A 21,783-nucleotide genomic window follows, 5' to 3' on the forward strand; every position below is an offset into this window, starting at 1 on the left:
CCCCGCCATGCGGGGCTTCGCCATTTCAGGCCTTCGGCGATACAAAGGAAGTGCCCCTCAAGCGATGGCCCACCAGCGTCGCGCAACATGTCTTCCAAGGCGACTTCGATGGTGTGGCCCATCCACGTGCCGACGTCGCCTTGAGGACTTTTCAAGTCTATTCAATGGGCTTCACGCTACGGCTAAACCTGAGGCCTTGAATGAGGCGGCCCTGCCAAACGGAGGAAGCCGGAACTGCGAGCTCATGGTCATCTGAATCGCTGGGCGCTCGGCGCTGGAAGCCGACGCTGCGTGGGTGATAGACCGTGTCGCGCGAGCACGTGGCGCTAGGTTCACGGCGTGGGTGATAAACCGTGTCACACAAGCATGTGGCGCTGACGCTCCCCGCGTGGGTGATAAACCGTGTTACGAGGGCGCACGGCGTTTGGGGCACTGTGTGGGCGATAAACCGAGTGTTGCCGGCCGCTGGCCGCCGTGGAAACAGACCGAGGGACTGTAGTGCGATGGGGGCACTGCCTGTCGCCCCTCCCGCACTTGCCCTCACACCTTTTTCCACACCGGGGTGGTTCCGGGTCTCGCGACTTTGGATAGACACGGATGTGCCGCGCGGCAGACTTGTTGAGCACACACGGGGATGGCGATCGCGTGATCGATGATGCCCCCTCCTCTTTGGCACAAGCCGCTTGACCTGGTCGCGTAGTGGCATTGCGTTGAGCTTCGGTTTGACTTGCACCCGCCATCGACTGATGCTGACATAGTGCATCGTTAATGAGGTGTCGCCGTGTCCGGGCTCGCAATGATCGTGACGCACCAAAACGTGCCGCACGGGCCCCTCCTCACCGAGGAGGCCCTCGCCTCCGCCTTATGTGCAGGAACGGTCAATGTGCCCGGTATAGATGCGGTCGCGCAGTCGTTGATCGCCTCGATATTCATCGAGAACCGACCCGAGCTGATTCTTCGGGCGGCGGCGGAGATCCACGCAGACATCGCCATCGTGAATCAACTCTATCGAGAGTCGGTGGCTGACCGCATGCACCGCAGCCCGGCCTGGGAGTTGGCCATGTCGATGGTGTTGCCGTTGCCAGATGGAAATCCCAATGCCTTAAAGGGGAATATCCATGCCGATTGGCTGCGGCTCGACCCAGATGAACTCCGCGCAGCGATTCCGACGTCCCTGCTCGGGAGAGTGTCCACCCACGACATCGCGGAATACAGCCGACATGACGCACCTGGCTTGGCCGAAGCCTTTGCCTGCTGGTACGGAGTCCGAACCAGGAGCGGGGACGGTCTCATTTATGCCAGTGACTGGGACGACTTCCTCTCAGATCTCAAGCGCGCACGGACCTTGGCTGCTGACCCGGACTTCGACATGCCGGACGGTGGTGTGGTGTATCGGGGTTAGCCAGTGGCCGCTGGCCAAGGCGCTATCTTTCGTATAGCGCGCCCACCAGCGATTGGATGCGCCGTTTGCCACGAGAATCCTAAGGGACCAGGGATAGGGGCGAGACAGAGGTAACCGGAGGGGGTAAGCCAGCATGGACTTGTTCCTCGATTGTGAATGGGCAGATGTCTTGGCCTCTGAGCTCGTCTCCATCGCCCTGATTTCTAGGGACGGTCAATACGCGTTCTACGCAGAGCGCGACCCCCTGCCGGCTAACCCAACGCAATGGGTGCGCTCGGTCGTCTACCCTCTGCTAGACCGTGGCGACGTCGCGATGAATGACGCGACCATGACGCTATCAATCCGCCAATTCTTGGTCTTTCTGGACAATCCTCGAATCCACTATGACTTTGGAGCCGATCGTAGCCTCTGCCAATTCGTCATCGATGGCTTCGACATACCGGAACCGCCCGGCCCGATGCCGCCAAGTATCAACTGGCACCTATGCCAGAACCTCGAACAGGCGGTCGAGGCTTGGTGGTCTTCGCATCCTGACGTCATTGCAGGAAGGCACCATGCGCTAATGGACGCGAGGGCGCTTCGCTCCGCATACATCAATTCGCTTGATTGCGGGCAAGTTGATCGATAATCGTACGGACGTACCTAGCGCATCAGAAAGAACACTCTTTTGAGTACCCCGCCCTAGCCCGCGGCGATATCGAACCCAAGCACAACTATCAAATAATTAAGATCACTTCTCGGCATGCCGGGGGACGACAAGACGCGAGAAAACCGCTTTTCTAATCAGACAAGTGGAGCCGGCCAACGCTGGGCAAATGGCTCGGCAAATGGGTAGAACCTTCAAACGATTGAGAAGACTTGTCGACAACCAGAGGGCAACATGGTGTCACATCATAGGGGGTCGATTTCTCTACCGTAGCGTCGCAACACCTGAAATCGCGCCGCCAATGCCTCTGATTTATCGGCGAAACTTTCCATTGACCGCTTGCAACGAGCGGCAGTAGCTTCCAACAAGTGCGCATCCGCGCGCATGTGGTTGCAGTGGCATCGTCCGAGGCGCATACGAACTGGATAAGGCGCTCCGGGCATTGATGTTCGGCGTCGTATCCGGTTCACATCGAACCGGATGCTCAACCAACACAATCTTTGATCTTGAAAAAAGAAATCCCCGCTGGCAGGCGGGGACTTGGGATTCGGTGAATTAAGCGCCATCAGCGTCCCATCTTCTTCTTTCCAGGTCAAGTCGTTTCGCGCACCCGTCGTAGGTACGCGACGGGAGGCTTTTGTCTAACGAAAGGAGATCACTGATGACGACCGCGAGCAAAATCTCCGAAGGGACTCCCTTCGATGTGGCTACTCGCATTTACGATGGGTCCCCGCGCCCTGTGACGCCGAGAGCGTTCGGTCGGCGGGAATTCGAGCGCCGCGACGTCTACGGCTTCCTATCTATCAAGGAGGACAGGGCCATCGAAGTTGATGGCCTCCCCGCGTTGTGCGTGGCGCTCTCGCTTGAATGCGACCCTCGCATCAATGCCTATGTCGAGCGGCCTCGCAAATTGCTGGTCGGCGCTAGAAGCCTGGAGCTGGACTTTTGGGTGCGCTACAAGTCCGGCCGTGAGGAGTTCCTCTTAGTGGTCTCCGAGGCCGACTGTGTTTCCAACCCCGGCGGCACGCGGTCGCCACGGGAGTCTCGGCGTCTGGCCGAAGCAGCATCGCTTGCCTCGATCAATCTTCATAGCATCACCGAGTACGACGTACGCGTTGAGGGAAGCCGGCTTATGGTCCACAACCGTCTCCTCGCGTTCACTCAGGTCGCTCAGACGCTCTCGAATGGGTTGGCTATTCGCATTCGTTTGCTCAACTACTTCTCGAGCGTCGGCCGTGCCCGGATCGACCAAGCCGAAGAAGCGCTTGCCCCATTGCCCCCATCGGACTTGCACGCTGTGATTTGCGAGCTGGTTTGTTTGGGTGCGTTGACCTTTGACCGGGCATATGGGCTCACGCGCCACACCATCATCGAGCGGAGCGTGCGCACATGATCGCGCGATTCACCGAACAAGAGGTGAAAACTCTATTAGCCTTGCCACGTCCCGACACCAAGGCGATGGCGGACGATGCCGAAAGGCGTGCGGTGGACAACCGCGTAGCGGCACTGGTTGAGCTCATCCATGGCGCCCCGGTCAAAGCTGTCGCTACCCGATATCGCCTGCATCGCAAAACACTGCGTCGGATGCTCCGCCTTGTTTCGCAGCCGGGGTTGGACGGAAGCTTGATGGGTTTTTCGGTATGCATTCCTGGATTGAGACTTGTCGATCTTCGTCCGCGCATCACTGGTATCCCGGAGAGCGGTCATGCGCACGCGATGACGCGGCTGGTTGAGGCCATTCCCGAGTTGCACCAATTGATCATGCGGTTTACCGGGGCTCTGCCGGCGCGTACACAAACGAGTCCGGCGTTCGATCGCCTCTACAAGGACATGAAACGAGCACTCAAGGCGGCTGGACTGGAGCAGCACTATCCGCTCACAACCCGCGATCAAGGGCGGCGCGCTCTTTCCACCTTCATCAACCGCGAACGCACCAGGCGAGCCGAAATTGCTATGACGCATGCAGCGCCGCCCAAGCTCACTCGGCTGAGTGATCTGCTAACCATTGAACCATTTGACGAGGTGCAGTTCGACGCGCACTGGATTGATGCCAAGGGGTTGGTAGTCGCTGTGCCGCTGGCTGATGGCACCTATACGCGCTCACCCATCTCTGGCCTCTGGTTACTCGCGAAGGTGGATGCCGGATCCAGGTGTTGCATGGCATGGTCGTTAGTTGTCGGCCCCTCCTATGACGAGCTCGACCTGCTACGCACTTTGGCCAGTTCCCTACTGCCTTGGCAGCCGCGCAATCTTCGCGGACTGCGTCTTGCGTACCTCCCCAACGCGTGGATGCCATCTGCAGAAGGGCTTCCACCCCGACCGCTACAGTCGTCGATGGACAACTTCTCCGCGCATATCGCCAAGCATGCACGCCGCACGATGCTCAACTACCAACTCGGCATCTATCATTTTGGCGTGTCTGGCATTCCTGAGACGCGCGCTGTCATCGAAGCGTTCTTCAAGCGTATGGAAGAGGAAGTCCTGCGCTTTCTTGCGGGCGGCTTCGAGCCAGCCACCAAGGACCGCACGGAACAGCGTGTATCGAGCCGTCGTGCAAGCGACTACCCAGTCTTTTTGGATCTTCTCGAAAACTTCGTAGATGTGGCAATCACGACGTATAACGTGTCGCCAAACGGGCAGATGAACAACCGAAGCCCGCGTGAAATCATCGAACGCTTCATTAGCGGTGGCGGTCTGGTACTTCGTTCGACCCGCAGCGCAATGGACGCACGCGATCTCACCCGTTTTCGCGTCGAAGTCACCGTTCGAGGCAGCAAGAAAACTGGGGTGCTTCCACACGTCAATTACGGATATGCGACGTACCGTAGCGAAAAGCTCAATGCGAGGTGGGATCTCATTGGTCGAAGCTTCCATGGCTACGTCGACGACGGCGATGCACGCATCCTTCAGCTACTCGATGAAGCAGGCTTGCCCTACGTCACCCTCCACGCCCTTCCCCCGTATGCGCGCACGCCCCACACGCTGGAAATGCGACGCAGAGCTGAACAGTGGCGCCGCGGCCGTCGGACGGGCCTCCAAGGCATCGACGACGCCATCGAGGCGTATCACGCCGACGTGCGTGAACGTGCCCGGTCAATGAAGTGGGCCGCTGATGCGGTGGCCAGCGGAGCCGTGCCTGCGGCCTCCCGCACTGGCAAGTCCGCGCCGTCCCTCGCTGCCGACTCGCTTGGCGGCCTGCCGCCACGCGGCGGTCCCGTCCGCCTTCGCTGATCTCGTCTCGTCGCGCTCCGCGCGGCAAAGGACAATTTGTGACCGACGAACTACACCCTATGCTCCGGGAGCGGCGCCCAATGATATTTACGCGGCCCGCCGAACGCCTCGCCACGGACTGCAAGAACAGCCTCGAGATAGGCGCCAATGCGATCTGGCTTCAAGGCTTTGCTCGTTTTGGGAAAACCTTTGGAGCCCGGCAATTAGTGCAATCCACTCGCTGGCGTCCCTTTCCCATGTATATCGCCGAGTACAGCTATACGCGTCCGACCAAACCAAACGAAGGGTATTTCTCCTCTGGGCTGTTGGAACAACACGGTCAGGTAACGGCGAAGACCGCCCTAAGCGTGAATACTGTCATGCGCTACACCCGCATGCTACGCGAACAAGCACTGCGTCACGGTGCTGTGGCGGTCGGATTGGTCTTCAACGAAGCCAACCGTTTTACCGTGGATGAATATGAAAATCTTCTGACCATCGACAACGAACTGGAAAAGTACCTGCGTACTTTCCACATCCTAATTAATCAATGCGATGCGAGTCGTTATGGTCCCGCTGGCATCGATAAACGTCCGCCTCGGCACTTGTTTGGGCGTTACTTCACCACGACGCACAACTACACGGGCCTTCTTTGGGACGTCCCGGAGGACGACAAGACGCATCAAACATTGTCGGATGTTGCTCTGGCCTTTCGTGAGTACGACGAATTGCTGACGTGGCCACAGGGCTCCGGGATTAGCTACACCCAGTACTTCGCGCGCAAGGCTTACGCTTCTGGTTGGCGCCTTGGCACCCAGATCGATTCGATACGTAAGGTCATTGAAGACGTTCGGGCCGAACACGGCTTGGGGCCTGTCCATGAATGGCCCATGCAAACGTTCGAGCATTTCGTCTACTTCGTGCTTGTTAGAATCGCTGGCGACAACCCCGATTTCACTTGCCTTACCGAAAGCGAGATCCGCAATGCGCTGATGCGCGCCTGTTACCTCCACATTGAGCCCGATTTCCAGGGAGACCGGGAATGAACGACACACCGAATACCGTGTCGTTGCCACTCTTGGCTGCCGAGGCACGTGAAAATCTGACTCCCTTTGCTGCAATGACGGAATCGCCTTGGGTGGGTGGTGATCTTTCCGTCATGCCGGCGGCGTCTGCTTTCGGTGTGCTTGCACGCCTGGTTCGACTAAATGCACTTAAGCCAAAGGATCTATTCGCCAGTTTCGGTCTTCGGTTGCGTCGTGCCGACGACCTTTCTGAAGTCATGACCTTTTCTCATGCACGGCAGGCGGCACTCGCCAAGGCACTTCGTCTGCCGGACGCGCCCCCGGAATGGGCCCTATCGACCTGGCTCCCTTTCCGCACGGGTTCAGAATTGCTGCGCGATCCCTGGAAGTTTCGCTACTGCCAAATGTGTCTCGCCACGGGCTATCACACGCTACTGCACCAACTTCCCTGGCTTGATCACTGCCCTTGGCACCACTGCGTATTGCGCACGCAATGCCCCCTGTGCGCTGCACCGACGACCGTTCGAGTTGAATGGCTGGTTGACGCAAACCTTCGCTGCAAAAGCTGCGACCACGATCTGCTGGTGACAGAAAGGGCCATGGTCGGCTCGGTCGAAGCTCCGAACGGAGCGCAGACCTTCCTAGAGGAATATTTGGCCTGGGCGAAAGAGCGACGCGCGAAGACGATTCTTTTGGTCCCCGATAAACCGTCAGGATCACACGCCGCACTGAGCAAGCTTGTCAAAACCCAAATGATTGAGATGAGGAGTCGCAGACGCTTTGACAGCGCCAAACGGGAACCTCAATACGCACACAAACCTTTAGCCCTGGATGCTCTGGAGAGCTTTCGCCGGCTAGATGTCCTTCACCAGGATCGCCCGGGGTTCTTGCAAGTGCCTCGAATGATGTGCAACGCACTCGCCGCCGTTGCGTCCAACCTTGCCTTGAAACTGCCTCCTCGCACCCTTACTGGCCGCGAAATGCGGCTGTTCTTGGTGGGCATGGGAATCGAAGAACCAAAGGGATTCCAACCTGCCGATCGACGGCAATCGCAATCCGTAGCCATGCTTCCGCCAACGAATGTCGCGGGCCAGCAGTACCTCAATCTCACTTGTGTGCATCCCTCAGCTTACAGGGCTGCCAGCCGCCTGGTCGATGTAGCTTTGAACAATAGCTTGGCGATGGGGTTTCATGGGCAGGTTTCTCCGCATGAGGCGCACGTTGTATTGCTGGCTTGTCAACAGATCCTCTGCCGTGGATATGCCGAGGGCCTAAGGGCGATCCTTTCACGTGACATCCCGCAGCTCTACAGCATGCCACGCGATCGACCACACCTAGGCCAGCCGTGGATGATTGCGACCATCGAGAATGGCAACCTTTCCGCAACCCACGTCGTCTGGTGCCCAATCGATTGCGGCAAGCTGGGAGAAGCGGACGTTCTTGACCAAGCCGACGCGGCCAACCGTCGCCGACAAATCACATCAGTACGGCTGAACAATCGCAGGCACCTCTGAAGGGGATTTGCCGCACCACGCCCAATAAAAAGGGACACCCACGAGTGCGAGGCACCAAGCGTGTCACCCCATGAGTGCGTAGCTCGTAAAAAGCGACACCCCAGAGTGAGTGGCTCGCAAAAAGCGACACCCCAGAGTGCGAGGCAGTGACCAAAGAAATGTGCCCTCGAAGCATTTGTGCGATAGTAAAATCAATGGCTTAGCCGATGCCGCAATTGAGTGCGCTCAACAGTAACCTCACAACATTGCTGTTTGTCCCGTAATTCTGGAGTCTGTGGCAACTGTTCTCGGCAGAAATACTTCTACTGGATTCGGCGGCGAGTTTTGCTCGCAAGCTTCTTGTAAACAGATACCGGTTTGGCAAGCTGCTCGAAGAACTATGCCGATTTGCGGGATCTCCACCGCAACGTATGCCGCTCTTGAAGCCTGAGCCACGTCGATTCACGCCCCCGTGCTGACCCAGATCGCATCTGCTCGGGCCAGGGCCACCACGGCCAAGGCGTCGAACACGAACACCTCGGCGGGCGTACGTCCCTCATCGCTGAGGGTTCCCTCGTCTGCCGCTACTCCATCGCTCGCGGCCCCTTCGGCCAATGCGAGATCACTCAGCGATAGCCGCGGCGAGTCGAGCCATACGAGGCGGATCCAGCCGCCTGGATCGGCCGCTGGCGTCATGGCTGGGTTCCCGGCCAAGGACTCGAGCAGCTCGCTCAGGTGCGGATGAATCTGGCCGTCGAGGAATTGCCACGGCGGGTAGCGGAAACACCGCTCGTGCTTAAACCACACTCCGAGCAATTGCCCAGCCGCACGTTGCGCCGCCAGGTCGACGGAATCCGGTCCGAGTGCCTGGGCAATCGTGGCCGAATCGGGCCACCCCTCGGCCTTGGCGCGCGTATGCCACTCGCTCACCCACTGCTCGGCTCTTGCTAACTCATCCTCCTCCATAGAGCCTCACCAAATCCCGAAGCTGTATGAGTAGACATATGTCGGATTGTCCAACGGCTCGACGACCCGAGCCATGCACATCGTGTCAACGTCGCTCGTCTGCGCCCCATCCGAAACTGTTACAGGACGAGCGGCCTGCCGCTGCACAGCCTCAGCAGTTTGCGTCTGAGATCGTCTTGTGTCTCCGGCTGATCCAGCGAGCCCCACACGACGTGATCGCGATCCGGACGGGGCCAGGCGTCGGCCTGAGCGCCCCGTTCCAACGCCAGCCACCCATCGGCTACGTGTGGCCGTTTGCGCTCCAGCCAAAGGCGGATGCAGGCATGGCGGGTGGCGAGGTCGGAGTCATAGTCGCTCCAGACGGAGGTCGATAATTCGGGCAGGTACATGCCGTCGATGACACGTCGAGCCACCGCGTCGGGCAATTGCGCGCGCAGGCCGTCCAGTGGTGCAAAGCGCGCATTCTGGTTGGAGACCACGATCTCTACGTTGTCCATGTGCGGTGCCAGCAGTGCCTGCAACAGCGGTCCCAACGGGAGCATCCATGGGGTGGTCATGCGCTCAGTCGACACTGAGCCACGCCCGAATCGCACCTGGGCGGGACCAAGCACGCCGTCGTATTCAAGGAAAAGCACGACTTTCTGTGCCAACATCGGATTGCCTGCTTGTGCGATGGGCATGAGGCAGCATAACGTCCCTTCCCTCGCCGGTCATGTAGTCATCGACGCACGCCCGACCTGCTCATCCCGGGTCGCCGTCGTGGAGTCGCCACTCACGGCGCCATGGGGATTGGTCCCGCCAAGCGTTGGCCACGGACGATGCCAGACGTAACAGCTCATGCCGATACCGCGCCATCGTCGACGATGGTTCTCACCAGGACGATGGCGGCGGATCGAAGTCTTCGCGCGCCACGCGAACAGCCGCCTGGGGCTGGCTATCGAGGTAGTCGGCGGGCGCGCCACCCGCGAGGTCCCGGCGTCGTTCAAAAAGCCACGCAATCACGTCCCATGCACTGGTATCCGGCGGAATGATCGCCAGCAGCTGCGCCATGACCGGCCTGGGCGATCCGATCCTCGGGTTGAATTGGATCGAGGGGTACAGGCACACCCCGTCGATCGTCACGGCAACGAGCTCGCGCGATGCCCGCATCTGCGCCGCGGTCTGTCGATTGTTCGCCGCCTCGAGCAAGGCATTCGCCTGCTGTTCGGTGAGCCATACGTGGTTGCCGAGCAACTGTGCGCGCCGACGGGCGCCCCCTTGGGCGCTTGCGATCCCCTGCGTCAGGCGTCCGCCGTCGTCGGCGAACATGCGTCGGACTCGCGCACGAGGGGCGTCGGGTGTCGTGCGGGGCGGCGTTCGGCCAGCGCGCGCGGTGGAGGGACTTGTCGTGATGTCCGGCCCGTCCGTGGCCCCCTGAAAAAAACTGTCCCAGGTGCTCTTGGATCGCGGTGGCCGGGGGTACCGAGCGAGGGCTGCGGCGACCGCCGGCGGCGCAAGCAAGCCCAGCTGCGCGAGGACGGACAGCAGTGCACCTGTCGGCATGGTGAGGTGGCCGGTCTCAATCTGCACCAGCGTCCGATAGCCGATGCGCGCACGCTTGGCGAGTTGAAACGGCGTGGCGCCCCGAGCGGCACGCGCGTCGCGGACGAGAAGGCCCAGCTGTTCGGCCGCGCGACGAATGTGGGAAGTCGCAAGCGCTTTGGTCATGGACCTCATGAAGGCCTCCTCAAACGTAGCGGCCATCGCGTGCCAAGTGTCCGGCGGCGCCCTGAAGTCTAGGCACGCGCCGCGCGCCTGTCTGTAGTCAACGACGCACATCCGCCGCGCCACCGACCGCCATGCCACATGAGGCGCGTCGCCGTGCGACACGGTGGCGATGCCCGGGCGAGCGATGGACCCGTCTTAATCGTGAGTCGGCCGGGTTCTCGTGGAGGTCAAAACCCCTCAAAAACAGCCCTATTTCACCTTTTCATAGGTGGCGAATAATGGCGCTTACTTGCTATTTGAGGTCTTGCGCTTGCTGGCGGGTTTCTTTGAACTCTCACGTTTAGATGCAACTTTCCGTGCAAGGGACTTGCTTGCCGTTTGCTTCGCGGTTGTGGTTGTGCGGGCTGCGGAAAGCGCTTTTTCCAGGGCGGCGATTTGGCCCGTCTGGCGGGCGACGTCCTGTTCTAGGTGACGAACCTGTTCGTTAGCGGAGTCACGATGCCGCTGCATCGCGGAGGCCGCATCTCGCTGCGCTCGCTCGGCAGCATCGGTTCGTTGCCGCCATTGGGTGGCGTCCTGCCGCGCGCGATCGACTTCTTGATGAGCACGGTCTTCGACGGCGCGAATGTGTGCCTCCTGGCGCTCACGTTCGGTCCGTAGCGCACTCTGGTTGTCGTCCAACTGAGCCCGAAGGGTCTGGATCTGTCCCGCTAGTTGGTCACGCTGGTCTTGCAGGCGATCACGCTGCAAGACCAGGTCGGCCCGCAGTGCATGACTGTCCTGCAATTGGCCATCCAGTGTGCGACAGGCATGCTCGGCCAGGTCCCGGGCGGTCTGCGCCTGGGCGATGCCGATTTCGGCCGCCTGGAGGCGGGCTTCCCAGTGTTCGCGCTCCCGCGCCAGTTGGGCCTGAGCCGTCGACAGGGCGGCGCGTTCGCTGGCGAGGCGGCCCTCCAGTACACGCTCGGCGTGGCCGGCGGCGAGGCGCCACAGCTCGAGCATCGCCTGCCCTACCGCTTCAGGCACTTCCGGCAGGGCGCTCAGTTGCCGCAAGCGCTCGCCAAGCTGGCTGCGCCACGTGTCGAGCATGCGCGTGATCGTGTTGGGCGAGCCAGTGCCCAGCGCGGCGCGCACTTTCTCCACCGTCGGGTTCTCGCCGATCGCCAGGATGGCGTCTGACGCTTTATTGACCTCGTCTTGGGTGATGCCGCGCGCCATAACAAGTCTCCTCGATCCGCGCCCTGCCCGCTTGGTTTCGTACTCGCGATAAGTGATGATAATCGCCCTGCCCTTCAGCATCGCGGGGCGGAGTGCGAGCCTGGCCCTTCGTGTCGCCTACCAATCTTTGCGTGATCGAGCCGGCAGGCCGGTCGCCATGGGAGGTTACTCAATCGGAATTCGGCGAATCTTGAAGCCGGTCAGGCCGAGCAGCAAGGTACAGATGGGCGCGGCAATGTTGAACAGCGCGAAAGGCATGTACGCCAGTGTCGATACGCCAAGCACAGCCGCCATGTACGCGCCGCACGAATTCCACGGCACCAGGGGGGATGTCACGATGCCGGCATCACCCACCGACCGTGACAGGTTTTCGGGCGCCAATCCGCGTCTGGCGAATTCTGACTTGAACAAGCGGCTCGGCAGCAAGAGTGCGATGTATTGGTCGCCAGCGACGATGTTGAGCCCTATCGCGGTTGCTACGACGGTGAAGAATAGCCGCCCCATGGTCTTGGCGCGCAGCAGTACCGGCGTGACCAATTTGCCGAGCATGCCGAAGTCGTCGACCAGAATGCCGAAGGTCACAGCTCCGATGATCAGCCAGATGGTCAGCAGCATGCTATCCATGCCGCCGCGGGAGAGCAGCTCGTCCACCTGAGGGATGCCCGAGTTCGCCTTGAAACCGTTGGCCATGGCCAGCCAGATCCCCTTGATGGCGACAATGGGGGCAGCCGTGTCGGGTTCGCCAATGAAACGGGCGATCGCTTGCGGTTGCATGAAAGCAGCCATCGCGCCAGCGAGCAGCGCTGAACTCATGATTGCCAATGCCGCGGGTACTCGGCGAATCGAAAGGCCGAGCAGGAACACCAGTGGAACCAGGTTCCAGATGCTGATGTGAAACAGTGAGTCGAGCCTGGCGAGCTCGGCATTCGTCATGGCGCTGTCAAAGCTTCCGCCACGACGAAGACCGAACACCGCAAAGGCAACCAAGGCAACAAGGCCGGCTGGAATCGTGGTCCACATTTGCGAGCGGATATGCACGTACAGATCAACGCCGGCCAACTGTGCGGCGAGCACTGTGCTTTCGGACAGGGGCGAGACTTTGTCGCCGACGTAGGCGCCGGAAATGATCGCGCCTGCGGTGATCGCTGGCGACAGGCCCGTCATGTGGGCCAGACCGATCAGGCCGACTCCCACGGTGCCGGCGGTGGTCCAGGAACTGCCGATACTCAGGGAGGTACAGGCGCACACCAGAAAGGTGATCGGATAGAACCATCCCGGAGTAATCAACTTGATGCCGTAATAGACGAGGGTGGGAATCGTGCCGGACATGTTCCAGGTGCCGATCAGCGCGCCCACGGCCAGCAGGATAAAGATCGCACCAACTACGGTCGCAATGCCCTTGCGGCCAGACTCCGCGATTTCCTCCCAGACATGCCCATTCTTCAGGATGATGACAACGGCGACCATCGTGCTGAGGATGATCCCAACTTGCAGCGGGCCATCGACCGCGTTGAGGCCAAACAGCGCCACGGATGCGCCAACCAGGCCGATGAGCACCAATAGCGGGATGATGGCATCCAGGTAAGAAGGCGGCTTCGCCTTGCGGGGGGCTGGGTGCGCGTCGTTCATGAATGCCTCGGCGGACCGCGTGGGTGGCTGATGGCGCTGTTGCTGTTTGTGGTTCTTACAATCGCCTGGGCCGGCAGGAAATCATCGATGAGTCGTCCCGCTCATAGTATGGCTCCATCCAGCGAGTGAACGCGTGAGTGGTCCCCGCGGCACGTGCCAAACCGTCGAGATGAAAACCCTCGTCATCGACGCTTTGCACACCAACTTCCTGTCCATGCAAGGGATCACTGCATGGTTCGTCAATGGGGCGCTCCCTCCCCCTGATTTACCGGTAGCAAATCCTTGGCCTTGATGACCTTCAGGATTTGGGGAGGGGCTTTCACCTGGTCGATGGTTTCCCATGCCTCAGGCCAGAACTTACCTCGGACCCAGGTAATCACGCCCTATTCCGGACAATGCTTCAGCGACCGGCACCCGCGATAACCGCCCCTAATCGCCCTGCCTTCACTTTCGAAATTGGCTAGAGGCGGCCATTGGAAAGATGGTTTCAGTGGCCATCCTTTTGTAGAGACCAGTTCGGCTCGGATTGCCTTCGGTCAGGCGCACCCAGTCATTTACGTCGCTGAGTCTTTGGGCAAGGGGGCACTCAACTGGCTACGACATCGATAAGCAACCTAAACTGGCGGTTGCTACTGTTCTAGGCAGAGAGTCCTCAACGTCCCTGTCAGGAATCCTCGGAAACTCCGCTAGTAATTGAATTTACTGGATTATGGGGCTTAGGGAATTTGCATCAAATGCGCCCTTTTTCTGAGCGTTTCCGAATTCAAGGAGGATCGCCATCGGGTCGCAAGTGCATACCGTCTTCGGCAAACACCAGCGCGCCCTTGTAGTGCGCGCGAATCGACGCCTCGACGCTTGCCCGTTGTTGATCGATCGACGGCGACAAGTGAGTGAGCAGCAGCTTTTTCGTTTCGCTGTCGGCGGCCGCCTCGCCAATCGTCTTGGGCGGCGTGTGCAACGTATACAGCACAGGTCTTGAGCCCGGCGGATCCAGCACGACGCAGTTGAAGACCAGCAAACTGGTGTGTCGCGCAATTCGGCGAAGATTGTCGATACCGTTGGCGTCGATGTCGCCGCTGAACGTGATGCTTTGGTGGCCATAGTCGATGCGATAGATGACGGCGGGCGCATCGCCGTGATGGCCGGCTATCGCGCTGATGGCCAGGCCGTGATCCGTATAAATCACTTTCGGTACCTTGGATGCGTTCGCGGATGCGTCGATATCCGTAGTGCGGAGTGTCATCGGCGCCGCGAAGTCCTTCAAATAACTGTACGCACCCTCAGAACCAAACAGCAGGTCGATGAAACGGCTGGTCGATGGAAAGGTGGCCTCCCCTTCTCCGCCGCGGTGTCCCGTGGGCCCGAAGACCTGTATCTCGGCAGGGCCATTGCCTGAAACGGCGCGCGCCTTGAACAATCCCGGCAATTCGCCGGTGTGATCGATATGCAGATGCGTTAGAAGCACGATGTTGATCTTGGCGATGGACGTCTTTGCCTCGCCAAGCCGCACAAAGGTTCCTGGACCCGCATCGACCAAAATACGGGGCTCGCCATCGACCAGCACGACATATCCTGCGCCGGCGCGGCCGGTCGCTCCGGGACCGCCGGACCCTAGCACAAGCAGGTCCAGGGGCGATCCGGCCAACACTGCGTTGCTGCTGACGGCAGCAGTGAACAGCCAAAAAACGGCATAAAGCGGCAGCTTCAACATTGGTGGCCCTGCCTCTTCAATGGATGAAGTGTGCTCCTAAGTCTGATGATCTAGTAGCCCACGGTCGATAGCCCCGGGGGCCAAGTTGCAAAATTTGTGGCGGCCTCTCCCCGCTCGGAAAGCGTCGACAAGCCAGGGCTGCCACGATTAAGGTCAGGCGGCGGGAACCGGCGGAATCGGCCCTGCGTTGAAATCAGCGGAAATGCTGACCTCCCGCCAACGCTCGGCCTCATTGGCGCGATGGCCTTCCACCATGGCGTAGTAGTCGCGAGCGCTACTGCCGATGAGAAGGTGCGCGGGGATATGCTCGGCCTCTGCCAGCCGCAGCATTATCTGCGCGATGCGCGCTGGATCGATGGGCTCGTTGCCCCACAGGCCTTCCATCGACTTGATGGCGGCTCCAACAGAGGGCTCGTAATCCTGCATTACCGCCGGACGCTGTTGAGTCGCGCGAGTGCCCCATTTGGTTCGAATGGCGGCGGGCTCCAGCGCCACTACCTTCACTCCGAAAGGCGCGGTCTCTTGCGCCAAGCTCTCGGTGAATCCACTGACCGCCCACTTGGCCGCGTGATACGACGCCGAACCGGCGGTGGCCAGGCGCCCACCCACGGAGGATATCTGCATGATCGTTCCACTGCGCTGCGTACGCATGGTTGGCAGTGCGGCGCGTGTCAGGTTGACCACGCCATAAAAGACTGTGTCCACCAGCGTTTTGAAATCCGCCGAACTCGTTTCCTCAAAGGGGCGAACATCGCCGTAGCCGGCGTTGTTCACCAGAACATCAAGGCGCCCAAAGTGCTCTACGGCCATAGCAACGGCGTCTTGCGCTTGAGCTTCATTCGTGACGTCGAGATGCGTCGTGAGGAAGTGCTCACCGTATTCAGCGCACAACTCTGTGAGCGGACCAGTGTTGCGCGCGGTGGCAAGCACCTTGTGGCCGGCCGCGCAGGCTGCCTCGACGATGTCGCGGCCAAGGCCGCTTGCGCTTCCAGTTACGAGCCAAACTTTAGACATAACAGTACTCCCATGCAGGACTCACTAAGCGGCACTACACGGATGCGTGTTGGTGCATTCGTGCATGCAGAAATCTGCCTGTATGACCTTCCCGAGAAGTTCGGCCAAGGTCTAAGGCGATAAGTTTTACCAGCGACCCGCGCCGGTGAAGTTTGACGTCTGGGTCTTAGGTGCGGATATTTGGGCGCTGGCCGTGATCAAGGCGCTGGGCCAGTAGGTCAGGAGTGCCGACCCCAGGGCAGCCATGCCGATGGCGATCAGAAGGAAACTCACGGCTTTTCTTGCCTTGAAGATCATGGATGACGACGCCCAAATGCATCGCCTCGACGGCTATTAGGCGTGACGCTGTTGTCCCGGACGTGTCCGCGTTAGGGGCTTTCTGTATCTGTTTGTATCAAGCGACCGCATCGCACCACGCCTGCGCCCGGCGGCTTTTGTATCCAAGCGTATCCAGCCCCGCTCGCTACACATTGCGATGCAGTTTGACGCGCCCCGGGACACGAGCGGGATACGTAGCCGCGGTTTCCTATGCACCACCGGCCGCGGCCTCACATCCACGTGAGGCGGCCATCAGACCCATCAAGGAGACCCATCATGTCCATCCTCACTGGCGGCCGTAACAGGCAGACGCACAGGGCGATCGCCGCCACCTTTGCCCTGAGCCTCGCCTGTCTTGTTTCGGGTGCCCAAGCCGAAGAAACGCCGGTGCAGCCGCCCCTGTCGCCTGCGGTATCGCATGACCCCTGGGGGGCGCTGAAGCATGTACATGCCGGCGTGCTGGACGTTGCTTATGCAGAGATGGGGCCGGCCGACGGTCCGGTCGTGATTCTTCTGCACGGATGGCCCTATGACATTCACAGCTATGAAAGAGTCGCGCCAACGCTAGCAGCGAGAGGCTATCGGGTGCTTGTGCCCTATGCGCGTGGGTACGGTGAGACCCAATTCCTCTCGGCAAGCGCCATGCGAAATGCCGAACCAGCCGCCCTGGCCGAAGATGTTATCGACTTCATGGATGTGCTTCATATCAAGCGTGCAGTGTTTGGCGGCTTTGACTGGGGCGCGCGCTCAGCGGATATCGTCGCGGCGTTGTGGCCAGAGCGAGTGAAGGCGCTGGTGGCTGTGAGCGGTTACCTCATCGGGAGCCAGGAATCTGGCAACACGCCGCTCCCTCCCAAGGCTGAGTTGCAATGGTGGTACCAGTACTACTTCGCCACCGAACGTGGCCGCGTCGGCTATGACAAAAACCGCAGTGATTTCGCCAAGCAGATTTGGCAACTGGCCTCACCCAAATGGAATTTCGACGATGCCACCTTCGAACGCAGTGCAGCCGCGCTGAGCAATCCTGACCAGGTTGCCATCACCATCCACAACTACCGCTGGCGGCTGGATCTGGCCCAGGGTGAAGCGAAATACGCTCCACTCGAGAACCGGTTGGCTCAACTCCCGACTATCACGGTGCCGACGATCACCCTGGAGGGCGATGCCAATGGGGCCCCGCATCCGCAGCCGGAAGCCTACGCCAAGAAATTCACAGGCAAGTACCAGTTCCGTTTGATCACTGGCGGCATTGGTCACAACTTGCCGGAAGAAGCGCCGCAGGCCTTCGTTCAGGCGGTGATTGATGCCGATCACCTCTAGATTGGTCGCGTGAGTCCACGCATCCCAAAAGGAGTCACAGGCTGCGTTGCAGCTCAAGACATGGCCCGGAGTCAAATTCGCCAGTTTCGCCCTGCCCGCGATAGATCGAGGGCGCTCTTCCCTGCCCTCGATAGCTGCCCCTAATCGCCTTGCCCAGGCGTCGGCTTTCGGCCGATGCCTGACATTGCCTAACTGCAACCCAAATCCGCCGAGAAGAATTGCTCGAAACCGGCGACTGGACGGATGGCGCCTGCCGTCGAACCAGGCACTGCACATCACGACTATCTTCACCCATGGCCCTTCGCGTATCCGCGGTGACATGCGCGATGGCTCAATACATCAAGCGACACACGCAAACCTCTCGCGCCCTGATAGCTCCGTGAGCGTTGCGCAGGCCCCTAAGCCACCGCCTTCAATGCAGATCCCAGAAAGCCATGGACGATCTCCGGCAGCATCGGGTCGACAGGGAGCGTGTAGTGGGTGGTGTTCGGTAGGATTGCGAGCACGTTTGCGGGCCGCAGGGAGCCGTCGATCCCGGCATCGCGCTGGCCGCCACCCAGCGCCTTCCAGAACTCGATCACGTGCTCGGGCCGGATGGCGTCAGCGTCGGCAAAGACCAGCAGTGTGCGCGCCTGAAGCCTGGTGACGCCGGCGCTCCAGTCGAAGGGTCGTTTGGTCAGGTCACCGATTTTCCTGAAGAGGTTGGTCCAATCGACATCGGGATAGGTCGCACCTAGCGGCGAAGCTTTGACGTCAGGGCCCAGCGTGGCGGCGTTGGCCTCCAACTGATTGAAGGCCGCCACCACCTCCGGATAAAAGCCGTCCTGCCTCATTGCCGAGGACGCGAGCACGAGCCGGTTGACCACGTCCGGATGGCGGATAGCGGTCTGCAGCGCAACGCTGGAGCCCAGCGAGTAGCCCATGACGTCGGCCTTGCCGAGGTTCAGATGGCCAATCAGAGCCGCAACGTCGTCGCCCATCGTTTCACTGCGCAGTGGCCTGTTGGTGTCTGGCGTGCGCCCATGTGCCTGGAGATGGACGGCGATCACCTGCCGGCCCTTGGCCAATTCGGCCAGATTGCTCCCGAAGCTGTCCGGGTCGATGCCACCGTGGAGAAGAATCAGCGGCTTGCCGGCGCCATGCACGGTGTAAAAGAGATGCTGGCCATTGACGTCGGCGAAATGCTCATTCGAAACAGCGAGAATCTTCTTGGCTTGAACGGGAAAGACCGCAGTCAGCACTGCGGTCGCCAAGGCAGTCTTCAGGAAATCGCGTCTGAGCATATCGTCCTCGCGCGGCGTCGAACTGGACAGCGCGGCGATGATCGTGTTTTTCATCGCCGCCCCTTCCATACACGGGTGGCCGAGCCGTGGTCACGATCTCTCGGCGAGCAACTCATCCAGCTGCGCGAATTGCTCGGGAAGGCCTTCCGCCGAGCCGGCGAGAGCTTCGTCGAGGGCAGCTTCTGTGGGGTACAGCTCGTGGAAGGTGACGAGTGTCTTGCCATCACTTTCTTCGAACGTCACCGTGGTCACGGCGCCCTGATCGCTTTCTTCGTTCGTCCAGACGATGCGCTTGTGCGGCGTTACTTCTCTGTACGTACCGAAGAACGTCATCGGTTGATCGAAAGCTGGATGGCTGAACGCGAGGCGATACGTGCCGCCGGTGCGAATATCCATGTCGCACGAGATCAGCGACATGCCCGCCGACTTCGGAACCCACCATTGCTTGAACAATTCGGGGTTGCTCCATGCCTCGAAGACGATGTGCGCCGGAGCATTGAACTTGCGCGTCACGATGAGTTCGCGGTCGGACATGCGTTCCACGGCGGTGCGGTTCATGGCGGCGGGACTACTTACTTTTTCGGTGAGCATCTGCCTTCTCCTCGCGTTTCAGGTGTTCGACAAGTTCATCTAGCGCATCAAAGCGTGCGCTCCACAGTTGGCGGTGCCTTTCGATCCAGGCGGCCTCCTCTTCCAGCCGGCGCCGTCCGAGCTTGCAGGTTCGAACGCGCCCTACCTTTTCCGTAGTAACGAGCCCCGCCTGCTCCAGGATGCTGACGTGCTTCTTCATGCCCGTGAGGGTCATGTGAAACCTTTGGGCAAGGTCGGTGATTGAAGCGTCTGAACTCCCGAGTTGCTCCAGCACGCCGCGTCGGGTGACGTCGGAAAGCGCGGCGAACGTTGTGTCGAGGCGGGCTTGATAGTGAACCATATGGTTCACTGTAAAACGAGCGACCGTGATTTACAAGCGGAGGGACCCACGGGCACAAATTGCCGTAGCTCCACTCCCGCTCCGAACCCAAATTGCGCGAGCTAAGCGCGGGCAAAGCTCCGACCGGCAGCGTTGTGGCAGCCAGCTCAAAACGTCGGATGACACTTCAGGATTGAAAGCGGGCGCTTGCCCTCCCCCGATACCGCGTCCTGATCACTGGACCTTCCATGTCCACAAAGGGCTTGTTGGTTCTAGCCAATGGCTGCCATGGGTGTTTGGGAGCATCCAGGGGGCTGCGTTGAATAAAGTTGCTTTGCTAGATGCGTCGTGGCAGAGCCGCGGCAAAAAACTCGGTCACCCGGCGTACGCGCGTGGAGATGAATTGGCGCTTTGGCCATACGAGACTGATGTCCCTTGTCTCGCTCACGAAGTCTTCCAGCACAGCCACCACATCCGCATGTTGGAATTCGGCTACTAGTGACGCGCGATGGAACATGCCGATGCCTACGCCGGCCACTACGCCAGCCAGGATGGTTTCGGCGCTGTTGGAAGAAAGATTTCCGCGAACCGGCACAGTGAATCGCCCTTCCGGTCCCATGAAGGGCCACTCGGTCATGTCGCCGTATATCAGGCAGTTGTGACCGGCAAGCTCTGCCGGATTTCTCGGAACGCCGTACTGTTTGAAGTAGCTGCGGGAACCCGCGCAAACGAGCGATGTGCGGGCCAAGCGACGCACGACGGAATCGGGCTCGTTGACGGTGCTACTTCGTATCGCCAAATCAATCCGGTCTTCAACCAAGTCCTGCAGGGCATCCGACAGCACCAGATCCACCCGAAGGCCGGGGTGGCGCAATAGCAATTCGGGAATAAGCGGTAGCACGTGCAGCCGACCGAACGTCGATGGGGCGGCGATCCTGACCAGGCCAGTGACATCCAGAGTGCTGCTGGTCAGTTCACTGTCTGCGACCTGTATCTCATCAATGAGCGGCTTGGTGCGCTCGTAGTACTTCTGCCCTTGATCGGTCAGCGAGACCTTGCGCGTCGTCCGATGGAGCAATGCGACACCGAGACGCTTTTCCAGCGCGTTTACAGCCTTGCTGACTGCGGACTGCGACTCCCCGGTCTTGCGGGCTGCAGCGGAAAAACCGCCGGTCTCAACCACGGCAATGAAGGCATTCAATTCGTGAAACTTATCCATTCTTCTATGGAATAGGTTTTATGAAGTGATGGCGAATTATCATCCCATCAAACCGTAATTACCATCCTGCTCAATCCAACTGAGTAGGAGCGATTCCATGCGCCATTCCATCATCGGGTTCGGAGAAGTCGGCCAGGCTCTCGCACGCGCTTTCGCCCGGAAGAACATCGAAGTGGCTGTCGCCAGTCGTCGAGCGCCGGACGCCCTTGCGCCGAAGGCGCAAGCGATCGGTCCCATGGTAACCCCCGTGTCACTTCGCGATGCCGTCCATGCCGACACCATCTTCCTGGCTGTTCCGTTCTGGGAACACCGGGCGGTCGCCAAAGCCATGCCGACTTGGCACGGCAAGACGCTCATCGACGTTACAAATGCCTTCGGCATCCCCGTTGAGGATCTGGGTGGGCTTGCGTCGTCTTCCGTGATCGCCAGGGCGTTTCCAGGCGCCGCATTCGTGAAGGGGTTCAACCATCTACCTGCCGCCGTTCTTGGCGCCGACCCCAGCGTCAATGGCGGCCGCCGAGTCGTATTCCTGTCGGGTGACGACGAAGGCGCTGCGCCGCCAGTGAAAGCGCTGGTCGAACAACTCGGCTTTGCGTCCATCTGGCTGGGCAAGCTCAACGAGGGCGGCTCGCTCGTCCAGGCGCGAGGGCGTAGCTGGGCTCCGCTGATTTTCCAGGACCTGATCAAGTCCGACTAAGGCGACCCGAGCCAT

Annotated in this window: 19 protein-coding genes and 1 pseudogene; 8 read left to right on the forward strand and 12 right to left on the reverse strand. The window is 60.2% G+C overall.

Translation table 11 applies throughout. From position 1 onward, the window contains the following. The first annotated feature begins 781 nt into the window (after nucleotides 1-781). From DVT68_RS00255 to DVT68_RS20230, 6 genes are all read left to right on the forward strand, one after another. Nucleotides 782-1,402 (forward strand): hypothetical protein, encoded by a 621-nt coding sequence (locus tag DVT68_RS00255; RefSeq protein WP_147281644.1) that lies wholly within the window; start codon nucleotides 782-784, stop codon nucleotides 1,400-1,402. A 133-nt stretch (nucleotides 1,403-1,535) separates the two neighbouring features. Next, nucleotides 1,536-2,030: a 3'-5' exoribonuclease gene (locus DVT68_RS00260; protein WP_114823077.1), complete on the forward strand. Its 495-nt coding sequence runs from the start codon at nucleotides 1,536-1,538 to the stop codon at nucleotides 2,028-2,030. Between the two features lie 679 nt (nucleotides 2,031-2,709). Beyond that, a complete protein-coding gene (locus DVT68_RS00265) occupies nucleotides 2,710-3,441 on the forward strand; it encodes a hypothetical protein (protein WP_114823078.1) in 732 nt (243 codons plus the stop codon). Continuing rightward, entirely contained in the window at nucleotides 3,438-5,279 is a 1,842-nt protein-coding gene (locus DVT68_RS00270; RefSeq protein WP_114823079.1) for a hypothetical protein, read from the forward strand. The genes DVT68_RS00265 and DVT68_RS00270 overlap by 4 nt, the downstream gene beginning before the upstream one ends. Nucleotides 5,280-5,317: 38 nt before the next feature. Next, nucleotides 5,318-6,304, forward strand: a complete 987-nt coding sequence (locus tag DVT68_RS00275) for a hypothetical protein (protein WP_233523301.1) — start codon at nucleotides 5,318-5,320, stop codon at nucleotides 6,302-6,304. Further along, entirely contained in the window at nucleotides 6,301-7,797 is a 1,497-nt protein-coding gene (locus DVT68_RS20230) for a TniQ family protein (RefSeq protein WP_147281645.1), read from the forward strand. Before DVT68_RS00275 ends, DVT68_RS20230 begins: the two co-directional genes overlap by 4 nt. Before the next feature lie 441 nt (nucleotides 7,798-8,238). Here the strand turns inward: DVT68_RS20230 and DVT68_RS00285 are convergent, their stop codons facing one another. From DVT68_RS00285 to DVT68_RS20380, 8 genes and pseudogenes are all read right to left on the reverse strand, one after another. Next, nucleotides 8,239-8,706, reverse strand: a complete 468-nt coding sequence (locus DVT68_RS00285) for a hypothetical protein (RefSeq protein ID WP_147281646.1) — start codon at nucleotides 8,704-8,706, stop codon at nucleotides 8,239-8,241. A gap of 155 nt (nucleotides 8,707-8,861) precedes the next feature. Further along, nucleotides 8,862-9,422: an HAD domain-containing protein gene (locus DVT68_RS00290; RefSeq protein ID WP_147281647.1), complete on the reverse strand. Its 561-nt coding sequence runs from the start codon at nucleotides 9,420-9,422 to the stop codon at nucleotides 8,862-8,864. Nucleotides 9,423-9,612: 190 nt separating this feature from the next. Beyond that, nucleotides 9,613-10,458 carry a helix-turn-helix domain-containing protein gene (locus DVT68_RS00295; RefSeq protein WP_147281648.1) on the reverse strand — a complete coding sequence of 282 codons (846 nt, stop codon included), beginning with the start codon at nucleotides 10,456-10,458 and terminating at the stop codon, nucleotides 9,613-9,615. A 276-nt stretch (nucleotides 10,459-10,734) separates the two neighbouring features. Beyond that, the gene (locus tag DVT68_RS00300) at nucleotides 10,735-11,667 is read right to left on the reverse strand and encodes a DNA-binding protein (RefSeq protein ID WP_114824314.1); all 933 of its coding nucleotides are present in this window, start codon (nucleotides 11,665-11,667) and stop codon (nucleotides 10,735-10,737) included. 165 nt (nucleotides 11,668-11,832) lie between these two features. After that, nucleotides 11,833-13,299, reverse strand: a pseudogene (gene nhaC / locus DVT68_RS00305) (Na+/H+ antiporter NhaC); the annotation flags it as partial. Between the two features lie 760 nt (nucleotides 13,300-14,059). Beyond that, nucleotides 14,060-15,007 (reverse strand): MBL fold metallo-hydrolase, encoded by a 948-nt coding sequence (locus DVT68_RS00310; protein WP_114823086.1) that lies wholly within the window; start codon nucleotides 15,005-15,007, stop codon nucleotides 14,060-14,062. A gap of 153 nt (nucleotides 15,008-15,160) precedes the next feature. Then, on the reverse strand, nucleotides 15,161-16,021 hold the full coding sequence (locus DVT68_RS00315; RefSeq protein WP_114823087.1) for an SDR family NAD(P)-dependent oxidoreductase: 861 nt from the start codon (nucleotides 16,019-16,021) through the stop codon (nucleotides 15,161-15,163). Nucleotides 16,022-16,147: 126 nt separating this feature from the next. Continuing rightward, nucleotides 16,148-16,318 carry a hypothetical protein gene (locus DVT68_RS20380; RefSeq protein WP_158543425.1) on the reverse strand — a complete coding sequence of 57 codons (171 nt, stop codon included), beginning with the start codon at nucleotides 16,316-16,318 and terminating at the stop codon, nucleotides 16,148-16,150. Nucleotides 16,319-16,615: 297 nt separating this feature from the next. On the opposite strand from DVT68_RS20380, the gene DVT68_RS00320 reads away from it, so the two are divergent. After that, nucleotides 16,616-17,659 carry an alpha/beta fold hydrolase gene (locus tag DVT68_RS00320; RefSeq protein WP_114823088.1) on the forward strand — a complete coding sequence of 348 codons (1,044 nt, stop codon included), beginning with the start codon at nucleotides 16,616-16,618 and terminating at the stop codon, nucleotides 17,657-17,659. 398 nt (nucleotides 17,660-18,057) lie between these two features. On the opposite strand, the gene DVT68_RS00325 is transcribed toward DVT68_RS00320, so the two are convergent. From DVT68_RS00325 to DVT68_RS00340, 4 genes are all read right to left on the reverse strand, one after another. Beyond that, nucleotides 18,058-18,996: an alpha/beta fold hydrolase gene (locus tag DVT68_RS00325; protein WP_233523302.1), complete on the reverse strand. Its 939-nt coding sequence runs from the start codon at nucleotides 18,994-18,996 to the stop codon at nucleotides 18,058-18,060. Between the two features lie 36 nt (nucleotides 18,997-19,032). After that, nucleotides 19,033-19,533 (reverse strand): SRPBCC family protein, encoded by a 501-nt coding sequence (locus DVT68_RS00330; protein ID WP_233523303.1) that lies wholly within the window; start codon nucleotides 19,531-19,533, stop codon nucleotides 19,033-19,035. Further along, a complete protein-coding gene (locus DVT68_RS00335) occupies nucleotides 19,511-19,873 on the reverse strand; it encodes an ArsR/SmtB family transcription factor (protein ID WP_114823090.1) in 363 nt (120 codons plus the stop codon). Before DVT68_RS00335 ends, DVT68_RS00330 begins: the two co-directional genes overlap by 23 nt. A gap of 316 nt (nucleotides 19,874-20,189) precedes the next feature. Continuing rightward, entirely contained in the window at nucleotides 20,190-21,071 is an 882-nt protein-coding gene (locus DVT68_RS00340; protein ID WP_114823091.1) for a LysR family transcriptional regulator, read from the reverse strand. A 97-nt stretch (nucleotides 21,072-21,168) separates the two neighbouring features. On the opposite strand from DVT68_RS00340, the gene DVT68_RS00345 reads away from it, so the two are divergent. Beyond that, complete coding sequence (locus DVT68_RS00345) at nucleotides 21,169-21,768, forward strand: NADPH-dependent F420 reductase (RefSeq protein WP_114823092.1); 600 nt, start codon at nucleotides 21,169-21,171, stop codon at nucleotides 21,766-21,768. Nucleotides 21,769-21,783: the final 15 nt, after the last annotated feature.

It is taken from the genome of Dyella solisilvae (genome assembly GCF_003351225.1).
Lineage (GTDB): Bacteria > Pseudomonadota > Gammaproteobacteria > Xanthomonadales > Rhodanobacteraceae > Dyella > Dyella solisilvae.

Bases quoted from the DNA above. Each gene is read 5' to 3' on its own strand.
- DVT68_RS00260 (WP_114823077.1), top strand. From the start codon at position 1,536: ATGGACTTGTTCCTCGATTGTGAATGGGCAGATGTCTTGGCCTCTGAG.
- DVT68_RS00265 (WP_114823078.1), top strand. From the start codon at position 2,710: ATGACGACCGCGAGCAAAATCTCCGAAGGGACTCCCTTCGATGTGGCT.
- DVT68_RS00270 (WP_114823079.1), top strand. From the start codon at position 3,438: ATGATCGCGCGATTCACCGAACAAGAGGTGAAAACTCTATTAGCCTTG.
- DVT68_RS20230 (WP_147281645.1), top strand. From the start codon at position 6,301: ATGAACGACACACCGAATACCGTGTCGTTGCCACTCTTGGCTGCCGAG.
- DVT68_RS00290 (WP_147281647.1), bottom strand. From the start codon at position 9,422: ATGCCCATCGCACAAGCAGGCAATCCGATGTTGGCACAGAAAGTCGTG.
- DVT68_RS00295 (WP_147281648.1), bottom strand. From the start codon at position 10,458: ATGAGGTCCATGACCAAAGCGCTTGCGACTTCCCACATTCGTCGCGCG.
- DVT68_RS00300 (WP_114824314.1), bottom strand. From the start codon at position 11,667: ATGGCGCGCGGCATCACCCAAGACGAGGTCAATAAAGCGTCAGACGCC.
- DVT68_RS00310 (WP_114823086.1), bottom strand. From the start codon at position 15,007: ATGTTGAAGCTGCCGCTTTATGCCGTTTTTTGGCTGTTCACTGCTGCC.
- DVT68_RS00315 (WP_114823087.1), bottom strand. From the start codon at position 16,021: ATGTCTAAAGTTTGGCTCGTAACTGGAAGCGCAAGCGGCCTTGGCCGC.
- DVT68_RS20380 (WP_158543425.1), bottom strand. From the start codon at position 16,318: ATGATCTTCAAGGCAAGAAAAGCCGTGAGTTTCCTTCTGATCGCCATC.
- DVT68_RS00320 (WP_114823088.1), top strand. From the start codon at position 16,616: ATGTCCATCCTCACTGGCGGCCGTAACAGGCAGACGCACAGGGCGATC.
- DVT68_RS00325 (WP_233523302.1), bottom strand. From the start codon at position 18,996: ATGAAAAACACGATCATCGCCGCGCTGTCCAGTTCGACGCCGCGCGAG.
- DVT68_RS00330 (WP_233523303.1), bottom strand. From the start codon at position 19,533: ATGCTCACCGAAAAAGTAAGTAGTCCCGCCGCCATGAACCGCACCGCC.
- DVT68_RS00335 (WP_114823090.1), bottom strand. From the start codon at position 19,873: ATGGTTCACTATCAAGCCCGCCTCGACACAACGTTCGCCGCGCTTTCC.
- DVT68_RS00340 (WP_114823091.1), bottom strand. From the start codon at position 21,071: ATGGATAAGTTTCACGAATTGAATGCCTTCATTGCCGTGGTTGAGACC.
- DVT68_RS00345 (WP_114823092.1), top strand. From the start codon at position 21,169: ATGCGCCATTCCATCATCGGGTTCGGAGAAGTCGGCCAGGCTCTCGCA.